Annotated in this window: 12 protein-coding genes; 10 read left to right on the top strand and 2 right to left on the bottom strand. The window is 66.2% G+C overall.

Annotation, left to right across the window (positions count from 1 at the left end; translation table 11 throughout):
• Window positions 1–677 (bottom strand): BREX system ATP-binding domain-containing protein (locus JMO03_RS14980; protein ID WP_238346224.1); only part of this gene is annotated, 677 nt, incomplete at its 3' end.
• A 454-nt stretch (window positions 678–1,131) separates the two neighbouring features.
• Here JMO03_RS14980 and JMO03_RS14975 point away from each other — a divergent pair.
• The 10 genes from JMO03_RS14975 (at window position 1,132) to JMO03_RS14930 (ending at window position 10,784) form a co-directional block, all read left to right on the top strand.
• Window positions 1,132–1,818 carry a GOLPH3/VPS74 family protein gene (locus JMO03_RS14975; RefSeq protein WP_202844552.1) on the top strand — a complete coding sequence of 229 codons (687 nt, stop codon included), beginning with the start codon at window positions 1,132–1,134 and terminating at the stop codon, window positions 1,816–1,818.
• A gap of 512 nt (window positions 1,819–2,330) precedes the next feature.
• On the top strand, window positions 2,331–2,957 hold the full coding sequence (locus tag JMO03_RS14970) for a helix-turn-helix domain-containing protein (RefSeq protein WP_202844551.1): 627 nt from the start codon (window positions 2,331–2,333) through the stop codon (window positions 2,955–2,957).
• 247 nt (window positions 2,958–3,204) lie between these two features.
• A complete protein-coding gene (locus tag JMO03_RS14965) occupies window positions 3,205–3,879 on the top strand; it encodes a hydrolase (protein WP_202844550.1) in 675 nt (224 codons plus the stop codon).
• Between the two features lie 77 nt (window positions 3,880–3,956).
• Window positions 3,957–4,586, top strand: coding sequence for an FMN-dependent NADH-azoreductase (locus JMO03_RS14960; protein ID WP_202844549.1), 630 nt, complete (start codon window positions 3,957–3,959; stop codon window positions 4,584–4,586).
• 64 nt (window positions 4,587–4,650) lie between these two features.
• Entirely contained in the window at window positions 4,651–5,394 is a 744-nt protein-coding gene (locus JMO03_RS14955) for a nuclear transport factor 2 family protein (protein WP_202844548.1), read from the top strand.
• Entirely contained in the window at window positions 5,387–6,280 is an 894-nt protein-coding gene (locus JMO03_RS14950) for a pirin family protein (RefSeq protein WP_202844547.1), read from the top strand. Before JMO03_RS14955 ends, JMO03_RS14950 begins: the two co-directional genes overlap by 8 nt.
• Window positions 6,281–6,539: 259 nt before the next feature.
• Window positions 6,540–7,481 carry an alpha/beta fold hydrolase gene (locus JMO03_RS14945; protein ID WP_202844546.1) on the top strand — a complete coding sequence of 314 codons (942 nt, stop codon included), beginning with the start codon at window positions 6,540–6,542 and terminating at the stop codon, window positions 7,479–7,481.
• 141 nt (window positions 7,482–7,622) lie between these two features.
• A complete protein-coding gene (locus JMO03_RS14940) occupies window positions 7,623–8,555 on the top strand; it encodes an LLM class oxidoreductase (protein WP_202844545.1) in 933 nt (310 codons plus the stop codon).
• A gap of 15 nt (window positions 8,556–8,570) precedes the next feature.
• Window positions 8,571–9,581: a zinc-binding alcohol dehydrogenase family protein gene (locus JMO03_RS14935; protein WP_202844544.1), complete on the top strand. Its 1,011-nt coding sequence runs from the start codon at window positions 8,571–8,573 to the stop codon at window positions 9,579–9,581.
• A 243-nt stretch (window positions 9,582–9,824) separates the two neighbouring features.
• Window positions 9,825–10,784 (top strand): zinc-binding dehydrogenase, encoded by a 960-nt coding sequence (locus JMO03_RS14930; protein WP_202844543.1) that lies wholly within the window; start codon window positions 9,825–9,827, stop codon window positions 10,782–10,784.
• A gap of 85 nt (window positions 10,785–10,869) precedes the next feature.
• Here JMO03_RS14930 and JMO03_RS14925 read toward each other — a convergent pair.
• Window positions 10,870–13,574 (bottom strand): ATP-binding protein (locus JMO03_RS14925; protein ID WP_202844542.1); only part of this gene is annotated, 2,705 nt, incomplete at its 5' end.

The raw sequence follows: 13,574 nt of genomic DNA, 5'->3' as shown, positions 1-13,574 counted from the left end.
CGCGCCTCGGCGACGATCCGGTCGCGCACCGCGTTGTCGAGCGGTGCGCCGACGGCAGCGGCCAGCAGCGCCCGTGCATCCTTCTGTCCGAGCCCGTCCAGCCGCAGTTCGGGCAAGTCGACGAAGGCGCTGACATCGCGATCGGTCGGGTCGCGCAGCGCGAACACCAACGCGATCCGATCGGCCACCAGTCGCCGCGCCACGAACGCAAGGACCTGCGCGGACGCCTGATCCAACCATTGTGCATCCTCGACAAGGCACAGCAGCGGGCCGTCCTCGGCCACCTCGGCCAACAGGTTGAGGGTCGCCAACCCGACCAGGAACCGGTCCGGCGCAGCGCCGTCGCGCATGCCGAACGCCACGCCCAAGGCACTCTGCTGCGGGTCGGGCAGCGCGCCGGCCCTGTCCAGCAGCGGCGCGCACAACTGGTGGAGGCCCGCGAACGCGAACTGGGTCTCGGACTCCACTCCGGCCGCGTACTCCGCCCGAAACCCCGATGTCGTCGCGGTGGCGCGGGCGTACTCGAGCAGCGCAGTCTTCCCGATGCCTGCTTCCCCGCGCACCACGAGCACACCGCCCTGCCCGTCCTGCGCCCGGGCCAACACCTGTCCGATCGTCGCACGCTCCGTGCGCCGTCCCAGGAGAGACAACCGTGGTGCGCCAGCACGAGGCCGCATCGAGTCCACCGGTCCAGCTTCTTTTGCGTCGGTGTCAATTCGATTCTAGCCGATACGAATCCTACCCAGGCGTAGGGCGCAGCGAGTACGGGAAGACGATCCCGCGGGAGCCGAACGATCCGCGGCCACGCCGTCCCGGCGCGATCCAGGCGATCCGAGTCCACCAGCTCGTCCCCACGCATCAGAACAGTGACGACCGGCGAAGACATAGGTGACTTTCACCGACGCGAATATTTCGCCCCTGGCGCGATCCTGACGACATTGCATTCACCGGCTACGGCCTGGTCAGGAGGTGAGATCGGCCGTTCTCGTCCAAATCACTGGCAAGTAGGAAATCCAGGGAGTCATCACTGTTGGAACGATACCGCACTGCGTACCCTCCTCGCCCCGCTCCACGACCAGGCCGGCCCGGCCACCCTCTACCAATCGAGACATCCAAGATAAGGAGCGACCAATGAAGGATCTCAGTGCCCCGACCCTTGCGGAGGATCTTCTACTTGTGCTGTTCCAACCCGACTCCGGTGCCATCGCTGGCGAGAACACGCTCTACTACGTGCTGGCCGGGGCCGTGTTGGCGGAGCTCGCCTTCAACGAGAGCGTGACGACCACAACAAGCCCGACCGGCTCCGCAATTGTGGAAGCGGTAGAAGGGAGGGCGCCGTCGGACGGGATTCTGCGCTCGGCGTGGGACTATGCCGCGGACAAGCCGCGCGCGGTACAGACCATGCTCGCCGCGATCGGGCCGGCACTCCGCCAGCCTTTGCTGGAGCGCCTCATTGCGCGAAGCGACATCCGTGAGGAGAACGGCAAAGTGCTCGGCATGCTCAAGACAACTACCCTCAAGGAAGGGGGAAGCGGACGCAGGTCCGGCCTGATCGGAGAGGTCCGCAACGTCCTTGTGGACGGCGTGGAACCGACACCCCGTGTCGCCGCGCTGGCAGCATTGATGTGGGCAAGCGGCACGCTCCCCCAGTTCGACCCGGAGATCCCCTGGAGCCCGGGTGTCATCACGCGCGCCCATGAACTCGAACGTGGAGACTGGAGCGCCGAGGGCGCCACCCAGGCGGTCGCACGCGCTACGGCCGCGATGCTCGGCATGATCGCAGCCTCCGTGCCGCCCCCGAACAACGGGCTTGGCTAACGCCCCCGCAACGGGCGCGCACCTGGGACGTGGCCCGTCGACGTTCGCCTGCGGGGCGAGTCGAACGGGCAACTGTACGCGCAGCGCTATCGCGTTTCCCGCGGCGTTCCCGACACCTACACGGCAGCACGGTGTGGACCGGCGGGGACACAGGGACTTCGACCGATGCGAACGTTCCGCTACCTGCGCGATTCTGACTCACGACCGCTGTTTTGCGGTTGTTGAGATCGAGAAGAGAAGTCCATGCAATCCCACAGCGTCCCCGATGTCGAAGTCCTTCACCGACAAGGCATCCGCAGCGCGACCGTATCCGGCGCCAGGGTTCTCACGGGTCTGGCCGCTGTCTGGGCATTGGCTGCGGCCGCTACGAGCATCCAGATAGTAAGGGATGCGGAACCCGAAACCCTGGCGGTCGAAATCCGGCGTTGGCTGGGTCCTGAGGTCGGACTCGGCGGAAGCATCCTTCCAGGCTATCCAGCACACGCAAGGCCACCTGCTACGCACTACTCGCCATGACCGATTCAATGACTCCCAGCGTCGAAACGGCTCGCTCGGAAGAGCAGATCGGTGCACCTGTCGACTACCGGCAGGACCCCGCCGAAGTCACGGTATTGTTGAACGAAGCCAAAGCCGCACTGCGATCCGATCGTGCATTCGCGAGAACCTGTGTCGCGCGCGCACTCGATCTCCTGAACGAAGACCTTGCTCCCGAATCCGGTCCGTCCGCTTGCCCTTACGGCGGGCTGGCCGGCTGGCAGGTACGTCGTGTCGTCGCGTACATCGAGACGCATCTGGAGTCGCCGATCCGGGTAAAGGATCTCGCTGCGCTCACGCGTCTCAGTGCGAGCCATTTCTCCCGTGCATTCAAACGAAGTTTCAGCCAGGCACCAATGACTTACGTCTCCCGCCGGAGAGTGCATTTGGCACAGCGGCTGCTGCTGACAACGGGGGACTCGATGTGTCAGATTTCGCTGGCCTGCGGGATGTACGATCAGGCGCACTTGACTCGAGTGTTCCGTCGCCTCGTCGGCGACAGCCCGATGGCCTGGCGACGGCGACATGCCGACGGGCCTCCGCCGCACCTGCCGACTTGGCCCGACACGAACAGGAAACCGGTCGCCTGCACGGCTGGCGGGTAGCGATTCATTTCGTGTGGATCCTGGCGGCCTACGGGGGCACCGACGTCTCCAATGGCCATGGTTCCATATCTTGGAAAGGCCTTCCGTTCCAAGAACAGCCGCACAACATTGGGAACGGTCCCGACGATGTTTTCGTACAAATCACCGTAAGAAAAGGCAATCACTCCGCGTCTGCGTTGTCGACACTCGATGCCAGGGAGAACGACGTTCTCACCTTCCTGTCCCCCGAACCATGAGGTCCAACCGCATGTCCCCCAAGCCCGGCGCCGCCACGTTTCGCAATGGACTTTCTTCGCTTCTTCGCCCCGAGGACTCGGTCCTGGTCCTGATCGACCACCAGCCCTACCAGCTCGCGAACCTCAACAGCCACGACCCGCACATGGCGGTCAACAACGCAGCGGGCCTGGCCAAGGCCGCGAAGGTGTTCAACGTTCCGACCATCCTCACCAGCGTGGTCGAGGATCGTGGCGGCAAGATCTTCCCGCAGATCACCAGCGTGTTCCCCGATCAGAAAGTGATCGACCGCACCCTCATCAACACCTGGGAAGACAAGAACGTGGTCGACGTGGTCAAGGCGACCGGTCGCAGGCAGCTGGTCATGGCCGGCCTGTGGACCGAGGTCTGCGTTGCGATGCCGTCCATCCAGGCCGCTGGCGAAGGCTGGGACGTGACCGTCGTGACCGATGCCTCTGGTGGCACCTCCGTCGAGGCGCATCAGGTGGCGATCCAGCGAATGGCGGCAGCTGGCGTCAACCTCATCACCTGGATGGCGCTGGCTGCCGAATGGCAGCGCGACTGGGCCCGGGCCGAAACCGCAATGAAGTTGAACGACGTCGTGATCGAGCACGGCGCCGGTAGCGGCATCGCGTTCCTGTGGGAGCAGCAGTTGCTCAACACGCCAGTGCCGGCCGCCGCGGGCTGATACGACGCTGTCTGCATCGAAGTCGGCACGTGTACCTGCCGGCTTCGAGCTGGATGCAACGTCGGGAGAATCCCACGATGTCCACGATCCTTGTCTTGAACAGCAGCGTCTACGGCGATGCGTCGGTGACGCGAACGCTGGTCGCCGAGACCGTCTGGCGGCTGCAAGTCGCGGATCCGGACGCCCGCGTGCTCGAGCACGACCTCGGCGCCACACCCCTGCCCCATCTGAGCACAGCGAGTATCGCCGGTGTGCGAGGTACGCCCGCCTCATCTGTGGAGCTCGAGACCCGGGCCGTGTCCGACGCCCTGATCGCCGAGTTGCACAGCGCCGATACGATCGTGATCGGCTCGCCGATGTACAACTTCAGCATCGCGACCGGATTGCGCGCCTGGTTCGACCACGTGCTGCGCGCCGGACTCACCTTCAAGTATTCCGAAGCGGGCCCGGAAGGTCTCGTGACAGACAAGCGCGTGATCGTGGTCACGGCGCGAGGCGGCCTGTACACGGAGGGACCGACCCGCCCCTACGACTTCCAGGAACCCTATCTGCGCCACCTTCTGGGGTTCATGGGCATGACCGACGTCGCCTTCGTGCATGCGGAGAGGATCGGCTACGGCCCCGAGGCACGCGAAGCGGCAGTCGAGCAGGCACGCGCGCAACTCGGCGCGCTGGTGAGCGAACGCCCGACGCTGTCCCCGGCATAGCCGGGTTTCGCAACGATCAAAGGTCACGAATATGTCTCTGGACCGCTTTCCCGTCGGACTGGAAATGGACGTCTCCTATCCGGAGTTCCGGGTCAGCCTGACCCTGCTGTCCACGACGCGACTGAAGTTCGAGATCAAGGAAGGGCCGCTGGCCCGGACCGAGGTCGTCGATATCCACGTCCTGCCGCTCGGCAACAGCCTGTTCGCCGTCAGCTGGCAGGAAAAGGATGGCGCGACCGTCGCCAACATCCAGGACTACGATCGGCACCTGGTTCATTCGTTCGCAACACTGCCCGACGGCACGCTCCTGCGGATGACCGGCACAGTCGCGATCACCAGGACCTCGGATGTCGTCTTCGACGACCAGCCCCGGCGCAACAAGGCGCTGGTGCTGGAGGCGATGACCGCCCTGTTCCAGCGGCGCGATGCATCGGCCGTCGAACGTCTCTACGCGCGCGATTACGTCCAGCACAATCCCGACATTCCGCAGGGCCGCGACGCGCTGCAGGCGCTGGTGGCGGACCTGTCCGATGCCGTCCACTACGAACCCGGCCTGGCGATTGCCGAAGGCGATTTCGTCGCCATCCACGGCCGTATCCGCGGCTGGTCGGAAAAACCGCAGGTGGTGATCGACCTGTTCCGGATCGAGGGCGGCAAGCTCGCCGAGCACTGGGACGTACTGCAGGAAGAAGTCCCTGCCTCCGCGGCCCGGACCGGCATTGCAATGTTCGATCCCGGCGAAGGCGTTCGCTTCCACCAGCCTCGGAACGTCGCAGACGAACAGCGAACGGAGACACGACATGGTTGAACTGATCATCGAGCAACGGCGTCGCAGCCTCGGTGGCGGCATGGAAGTCGGCCGCGTGCTGCCGTTCTCGAAGCGCCCCATGGTGGGCCCGTACGTCTTCTTCGACCATATCGGGCCCGTGGACGTCCCGGCCGGCGTGGACCGCGACATCGACGTGCGGCCGCATCCGCACATCGGCTTGTCCACGGTCACCTACCTGTTCTCCGGCGAGATGATGCATCGGGACAGCCTCGGCTACGAACAGGCGATCCGCCCGAAAGAGGTCAACTGGATGACCGCCGGGCGTGGCATCACCCATAGCGAGCGCCTCGAGCGCGCCCGGGCTCAAGGCGACCATCTGCATGGCATCCAGGCATGGGTGGCGTTGCCGACCGAGTTCGAGGAAACCGCGCCCAGCTTCTCCCACCACGCCTGCGCCGACCTGCCGCAGTGGAGCGACGGCGGGGTGCATGGACAGGTCATTGCCGGCAGCGCCTATGGGCTGACTTCGGGCGTGGCCACCCATTCACCGCAGTTCTACGTGCACCTGGCCATGGAGCGCGGCGCGACGGCCGAAATCCCCGGCGGCCATCGCGAGCGCGCGGTGTACATCGCCACCGGTGAGATCGAGCTGCGTGGCGTCACCTACGGTGCCGGCAAGATGCTGGTGCTCGACGACCGGCCTGCCTGGATATGGGCACTGGAGCGTTCGTCGGTGATGCTGCTCGGCGGGGAGCCGGTCGGCGAGCGATTCCTCTACTGGAATTTCGTGTCCTCCTCCAAGGAAAGGCTCGAGCAGGCCGCGGCGGACTGGAAGGCGGGTCGAATGAAACTGCCCGATGCGGATGACGCCGAGTTCATTCCCCTGCCTGCGCAACACACCCTGCCTGAGCCGGCCATGTCATGAGCGCTTCCCTGCCCCGGGCTGCGCTGCTTTCCGCCCCCGGAGTCCTTCAGCGGCTGCTCCTGCCCGCCATGTTTCAGCTGGCGCCGGTTCCTGTCCGAGTTCCTTGCACCTGGACTCCCGGCCGATATCGCATGGCGTGCGTTCGACCGCCCGTCACCTCCACCTCACCGCCCGGGTTCAGCCTCGACGTTGCATCGGCCTGCGCAGTCCGAGCGGAACGCGACGCCGAATCAAGGCATCCATTGAACGAGGTATTGCCATGAACACCTTGATGCGTCCATTCGTCATCGGCCTGCTGGCCATCTCGCTGCAGCCGGGCAGCATCGCCCAGGCCAACTCATCCGCCAAGGAGACCCCAATGACCGTCCACGCCACCACCATCACCACCCGAGACGGCGTGCAGCTCTACTACAAGGACTGGGGCCCGAAGGATGGCCCGGTCGTCACCTTCAGTCATGGCTGGCCACTGAACTCCGACAGCTGGGAATCGCAGATGCTGTTCCTCGCCGACCAGGGCTACCGCGTGGTCGCCCACGACCGTCGCGGACACGGGCGCTCCAGCCAGCACTGGGACGGCAACGACATGGACCACTATGCCGACGATCTTGCGGCGGTGATCGAAGCCCTCGATCTCGAGGACGTGACCCTGGTCGGCTTCTCCACCGGCGGCGGCGAAGTGGCGCGCTACATCGGCCGCCATGGCACCGCGAGGGTGAAGAAGGCGGTGTTGGTGTCCGCGGTGCCGCCGCTGATGCTGCGCACCGACGACAATCCGGGTGGCCTGCCTCTCGAGGTCTTCGACGGGCTGCGCGAAGGCTCGCTCGCCAACCGCTCCAAGCTGTATCTGGACATCGCCTCGGGTCCGTTCTTCGGCTTCAACCGGCCCGGCGCCACGCCCGACCAGGGACTGATCCAGTCGTTCTGGGTGCAAGGCATGCAGGCGGGCCACAAGAATACCTACGACTCGATCGCGGCGTTCTCGGCCACCGATTTCCGCGGCGACCTCGCGAAGTTCGACGTGCCGACTCTGGTGATCCACGGCGGCGACGACCAGATCGTGCCGGTGGACTCGTCCGCTCGCGCGTCGGCCGCGTTGATCGCCGGTGCCCGGCTGATCGTCTACCCGGACGGACCGCACGGGATTGCGGATACCCACAAGGATCGGCTCAACGACGACCTGCTGCGCTTCCTGCAGGAGTGACCCAAGCACGGCCTGACACGGAGGTTGGGCCTCCATGCGTGCGAAATGCACCTGGTCGCATCCGTCTGGGCGTGATTTCGGTCTCCTGATCAAGGCACCCCTCCGCGAGCCCCCAACCAGGTCCAACGAGGCATCGCCACCATGACGACCGGAAACACCGTTTCAGGGCACCCGGGCTTCCGCCGCACCTTCAGGAGGGATCACCTCACCCTCGGACTCTTCTTCCCGATCGAGGCATTCACGGGAGATCTCCCAAGAATGCAGAATCAGCTGGAACTGGCCCGGGCAGCAGACGAGGCGGGGTTCGCCGCCCTGTGGACCCGCGATGTGCCAGTGCGCGACCCGCATTTCGGCGATGCCGGCCAGATCTACGACACGTGGGTCTTCACTTCCTATGTTGCAGCCGCAACCCGCCGGATCGCCGTCGGCACCGGGTCAGTGATCCTGCCCCTGCGTGCGGCGGTGGACCTTGCGAAGGCGAGCTGTTCGGTGGACGTCCTGTCGGGGGGGCGGTTCCTCTTTGGCGTCGCATCAGGCGACCGCCCGGTCGAGTTCCCGCTTTACGGGCATGAACACGCCCGCAGGGGTGAAGATTTTCGTACGCGCCTCACCGAAGTCCGAAACCTTTACCGGGACGCAGGACCGTTCGAAGTCCTGCCAAAGCCGGCCGTCGCCCCCACCGTACCTGTCCTCATCACCGGCTTCGCGCAGCAGTCCCTCGACTGGATAACCCGGAACGCCGACGGGTGGATGACATACCACCGGGAGCCGAACGTGCAGAACGTGATCCTCGATCGATGGCGCGAAGCGGTCGACATCACCGGAGAGGGCGACTTCAAGCCCGTCATGCAGTCCCTTTACGTCGACCTCACCGACGACCCGGACGCAGCCGCCACGCCGATCCACCTGGGCTACAGACTGGGGCGTAACCGCCTCAAGAAGATCCTGTCCACGCTCGGATCCGCGGGGATCGCACATGTCGCCATCAACCTCAAGTACGGCTCGAGGCCAGCGCCGGAAGTCCTTGAAGAGATCGCAGAGCACGTGCTTCCGCACTTTCCTTCACATCAATAGCGCCAAGGACCCATCATGAAAGCCATTGCGGCCATCCGGGAAGCCGATTCAGCAACAACGCGCCTCGTCCAGCTGGATGTCCCGGCACCCGCGCCCGGCGAGCGCGACGTGCTGGTCCAGGTCAAGGCCGTTGCAGCCAACCCCGTCGACTACAAGGTCAGGGATGGAATGGTGCCTGGCGACCAGCGGATCCTCGGCTGGGACGCCACCGGCATCGTCCACAGCGTTGGGGACAAGGTGCACGGCTTCAAGCCGGGTGACAGGGTCTGGTACGCCGGGAACATCGAAAGAGATGGCGCGTATGCCGCATTCCAGGCGGTCGATGAACGCATCGTCGGTCACATGCCTTCGAGCCTCGGCTTCGAGGAGGCTGCGGCCCTTCCGCTGGCCAGCATCACGGCCTGGGAGATCCTGTTCGACCGGTTCCGGACCCACCTGACGTCCCCCAGTCGCCAGAAGTCCATCCTGATCGTCAGAGGCGCCGGAGGCGTTGGATCGACCATGGTGCAGCTGGCTGCCAGGGTCGCGAATCTCAAGGTGATCGCCACGGCATCCCGTCCCGAGAGTGCCCAGTGGGTGTATGGGTTGGGTGCGCACCACGTGATAGACCCGCGCGCCGATTGGCGGGAACAGCTCAGTGCAGTGGACGTGCACTCCGTGGACTACGTTGCAAGCTTGACCGCCAGCGGGGAACACGTGGCCAGGAGCGCGGACATCCTCTCCCCGCAGGGAGCTTTCAGCCTGACCGATGATCCTGCTCGTTTCGACATCGGGGTCTTCAAGCGCAAGAGCATCTCAATCCATTGGGAGCTGATGTTCACCCGGTCCCTGTACGAAACGAGTGACTTGCACGAGCAAGGGCGCCTGCTTCATCGAGTTGCACAACTCGTGGATGAGGGTGTGCTGAAGAGCACGGCGAACGGCCCTGCGCGCAGCCTGGACGCTGGAACCCTGGAAGCCGCGCATCAGGAACTTCGCGCTGGAACTGCGATCGGCAAGAGGGTGTTCAGCGTTTCGCTGGGCTGAGAACAGGAAGGCCCAAGCAGCGTCAGCGGCTCATCCCATCCACATCGGTCGATCGTGCCCTGAAGCGCAGAATCCAATCAGTGTCTGCTTACCGTTCGCTTTCGTCAGCACTCGCCATGGCGACACCGGGTCGGAGATACCGGCGCCTTCATCACCACGTCGTGCCGGCCGCCGCGCAGCCGGGAATGCGTGCCCGTCTGCGGCACGCGGGCGAGGTCGACGCCATCGAATCGAGGTGAACCGGTGAAAGCAGCGATCTACGATCAGCCGGGTGCGCCGGACGTCCTGCAATACAAGGACGTTCCCGATCCGGTGTGCCCGCCGGATGGCGTCCTCATCTCCATTGAAGCGATCGCCATTGAAGGCGGCGATCTGATCAACCGCGCGACCTTCCCACCGCCGCATCCGGACTACATCGTCGGATTCGCCGCCGCCGGCGAAATCATGGCAGTAGGCGCGCAGGTCCATGATCGCCACATCGGACAGAAAGTAACGAGCTTCGACCTTGCGGGATCGCATGCCCAGCTGCGTGCCGTCGCCGCCAGCCGGACCTGGCCGATGCCGGAAGGCATCGATATGGCGGCGGGCGCGTCATTGCCGATCGCGTTCGGAACCGCGCATCACTGCCTCTTCGTGCGCGGCGACCTGGCGCGCGGCAAGACGGTCCTGGTCCAGGCAGGAGCCGGTGGTGTCGGACTCGCCGCCATCCAGCTGGCGCATCAGGCCGGCGCGAACGTCATCGCGACGGTCTCGGGTTCTCATCGAACCGAACGCCTGACCAGCCTGGGTCTCGATCATGCCATCGACCATCGGGCGGTCGATGTCGTCGAGGAGGTCATGCGTTTGACGGACGGGCGCGGCGTGGATCTTGTGGTCGACCCGGTCGGATCGACCTTGCAGGCTTCATTGGCCTCCCTGCGCCCGGAAGGAACCCTTGTCTTTGTCGGCAACGCCGGCGGCCGGGACCTAGATATCGATCTGTGGCCCGCACTTCAGGCGAACCAGTCGCTTCACGGTGTGTTTATGGGGACGCAGTTCGAGAAGCCGGGTGTCCATGCAGCTGTAGGCAGAATGCTGGAACAGGCGGCCGCTGGCGACATCGCGGTGTTGGTGGATACCAGGTTTCCATTGGCGGCCGCTGCGGACGCCCACGCTTATGTCGAAGGAAACTCCGTTCTGGGGCGAGTCGTGCTCGTCCCCTGATCGGCCGGAAAAGCCTACCTTGGCAGCTCTTGCGCACCCAGCGCTCGTCATGGGCCATGACCGATTTCCGCTCGCGTCCGGCGTGTCAGGGAAGCTTGAGGTCCTTGATCTGCCGACGTGAGGTGATGCCCAGCTTGTGGAAGATGCTGCGCAGGTGGGCTTCGATCGTACGGGGACTCAGGAACAGCTGGGTGCCGACCTCCCGATTCGTGGCCCCGGTGGCGACCAACCTGGCGATGTGCAGCTCCTGGGCCGTGAGTGTGTCGGACGGCTGGGCGGTACGTTTGCGCGGGTTCTCGCCAGTGGCCCGCAACTCGCGGGCGGCACGTTCTGCGAACGCTTCCACCCCCATGTCCGAAAGCAGATCGTGGGCAATCCGGAGCTGCTCACGGGCATCCTGGCGGCGGCCTTGCTGATGGCGCAGCCACTCGCCGTAGACGAGGTGGGCGCGGGCGAGGTGGGTGGCCATCCGACAGTTTCCGAGCCGCTCGATCGCCTCACGGTAGTCGTCTTCGGCGCCCGGCCCGGTGCTGGTCAGCGCACGCGAGCGTGCAGCCATCCCGAGCGCCCACTCGGTGCCGCTGGCGTTGGCCCTTGCGGTCAACAGGCCAGCAGCGGCGGCGGCGCGCTCGGGTTCGCCCGCACGAACCGCCGCCTCGACCAGTTCGGGAAGCGCAACGCTGCTGTGCGCCAGTTCGTCGTGCTCGCACGGCGGCATCGCGGCGGCCAACGCGGCGGCGTAGTTGCCCAGGCCGTTGTGCAGGTATGCCAGCGAGACCTCGGCCAGGCCGACCGTTGCGCCCTCACCCCGCTGCGTCGCATCCTCGACCATGGTCGCGGAGAGCTCCGACGTTTCGGGTTCCTGGCCGCGCCAGGCAAGTAGCACGAGCCTGGCATTGGGGAGCGGCGGGCCACCCGTCGCCCGCGTGATTGCATCGTCCTCCGCCAGCAACTCAGTGGCACCGGTGAGCTCACCGGTGAGCACGCGCACCGAGGCCAGGGCGTTGAGGGCGGCGGGAAGTGTGGTCAACGCACCTGCTTTGCGGGAGAGGCGGACGGCACGGTCGGCCAGTACGTAGATCGTCTCGTCGTCCCACAGCATTGCCGCGACATGGCAGGCCAGCCACACCAGCCACAGCCAACGCCCGTTGTCATCGAGAACACCGGAGTCGTCATCGCGCAGCGAAGCGAGGGCGCGTTGCAGACTGGGAACGCTCGCCTCGTACCCTTGCGTGAATCTGGTGACCAGTCCGTCCAGCAGGAGATCGGCCGGCCGCGGCGGCATGGGCGGTAGAGGTGCATTCCGGGCCGCCTCGGCCACCTCAAGCAGCCCGCGGCCTGGTGCCAGGCGACCGGCATGGAAGGACGCCTCCAGCGCGTGCAGGTAGGTCTCCCGAGCGAGTGGAGCATCCAGTGGAGCGAGCGTCTTGGCGGCATCGAGCAGCATTGCCGGCGCCTCGTTGCCGCGCGTCAGGTGAAAGGCGATCTGGGCGCGCAGCAGCTCGAGGCGTGCGCGTTGCAGCGCATCCAGCAGGCCTGCCTCTGCGACCGCCAGCAACGCCATGGCGGCCTCGGGCCCGCCGGCGTCGTGCCTGGCGTGCGCTGCTTCGAGTGCGCGTTTCGCACGGCGGGCGGGGTCAGGCGTCAGCATGGCCGCCTGCTCCATGAACGCGGCCGCAGCGGCCAACCCGCCGCGGCAGCGTGCACGCCCGGCCGTGCGCTCCAGTTCCGCGGCGGCTTCCTCGTCGGTGCCCGGCACGGACTGCGCCCGGTGCCAGGCACGACGGTCGGGATCGATCCCGGGGTCCGTAACGGCGGCCAGCACGCGATGTGCGCGGCGCTGGTCGGGCGGGGTCGCGGCCGCATAGACCGCCGAGCGTACGAGCGGATGACGAAACCGCACCCGGGTATCGATCTCCACCAGGCCGGCGGTCTCCGCGAGCGCCATCATCTCGCGATCGATTTCCAGGTGCGCGGCGGCCTGCCAGAGCAGCGACACGTCGCCGGTCGGATCGGCCGCGGCCACCAGCAGCAGCAACTGCGTCTCGGCGGGCAGGCTGGCCGAACGCTGCTGGAAGCTGTCCTGGATGCGGCGCGGTACGCTCAGCGCGCTGGGCAACTCGAACCCGCCGGCCAGCAGCGACGGCAGTGCGCTCTTCGGCAACTCCAGTAGCGCCAAGGGGTTGCCGCGCGCCTCGGCGACGATCCGGTCGCGCACCGCGTTGTCGAGCGGTGCGCCGACGGCAGCGGCCAGCAGCGCCCGTGCATCCTTCTGTCCGAGCCCGTCCAGCCGCAGTTCGGGCAAGTCGACGAAGGCGCTGACATCGCGATCGGTCGGGTCGCGCAGCGCGAACACCAACGCGATCCGATCGGCCACCAGTCGCCGCGCCACGAACGCAAGGACCTGCGCGGACGCCTGATCCAACCATTGTGCATCCTCGACAAGGCACAGCAGCGGGCCGTCCTCGGCCACCTCGGCCAACAGGTTGAGGGTCGCCAACCCGACCAGGAACCGGTCCGGCGCAGCGCCGTCGCGCATGCCGAACGCCACGCCCAAGGCACTCTGCTGCGGGTCGGGCAGCGCGCCGGCCCTGTCCAGCAGCGGCGCGCACAACTGGTGGAGGCCCGCGAACGCGAACTGGGTCTCGGACTCCACTCCGGCCGCGTACTCCGCCCGAAACCCCGATGTCGTCGCGGTGGCGCGGGCGTACTCGAGCAGCGCAGTCTTCCCGATGCCTGCTTCCCCGCGCACCACGAGCACACCGCCCTGCCCGTCCTGCGCCCGGGCCA

Source organism: Luteimonas saliphila, assembly GCF_016774335.1.
Lineage (GTDB): Bacteria > Pseudomonadota > Gammaproteobacteria > Xanthomonadales > Xanthomonadaceae > Luteimonas > Luteimonas saliphila.
This window is presented reverse-complemented; position numbering and strand designations above follow the sequence as displayed.

Bases quoted from the DNA above. Each gene is read 5' to 3' on its own strand.
- JMO03_RS14960 (WP_202844549.1), top strand. From the start codon at position 3,957: ATGTCCACGATCCTTGTCTTGAACAGCAGCGTCTACGGCGATGCGTCG.
- JMO03_RS14965 (WP_202844550.1), top strand. From the start codon at position 3,205: ATGTCCCCCAAGCCCGGCGCCGCCACGTTTCGCAATGGACTTTCTTCG.
- JMO03_RS14955 (WP_202844548.1), top strand. From the start codon at position 4,651: ATGGACGTCTCCTATCCGGAGTTCCGGGTCAGCCTGACCCTGCTGTCC.
- JMO03_RS14950 (WP_202844547.1), top strand. From the start codon at position 5,387: ATGGTTGAACTGATCATCGAGCAACGGCGTCGCAGCCTCGGTGGCGGC.
- JMO03_RS14940 (WP_202844545.1), top strand. From the start codon at position 7,623: ATGACGACCGGAAACACCGTTTCAGGGCACCCGGGCTTCCGCCGCACC.
- JMO03_RS14935 (WP_202844544.1), top strand. From the start codon at position 8,571: ATGAAAGCCATTGCGGCCATCCGGGAAGCCGATTCAGCAACAACGCGC.
- JMO03_RS14970 (WP_202844551.1), top strand. From the start codon at position 2,331: ATGACCGATTCAATGACTCCCAGCGTCGAAACGGCTCGCTCGGAAGAG.
- JMO03_RS14945 (WP_202844546.1), top strand. From the start codon at position 6,540: ATGAACACCTTGATGCGTCCATTCGTCATCGGCCTGCTGGCCATCTCG.
- JMO03_RS14975 (WP_202844552.1), top strand. From the start codon at position 1,132: ATGAAGGATCTCAGTGCCCCGACCCTTGCGGAGGATCTTCTACTTGTG.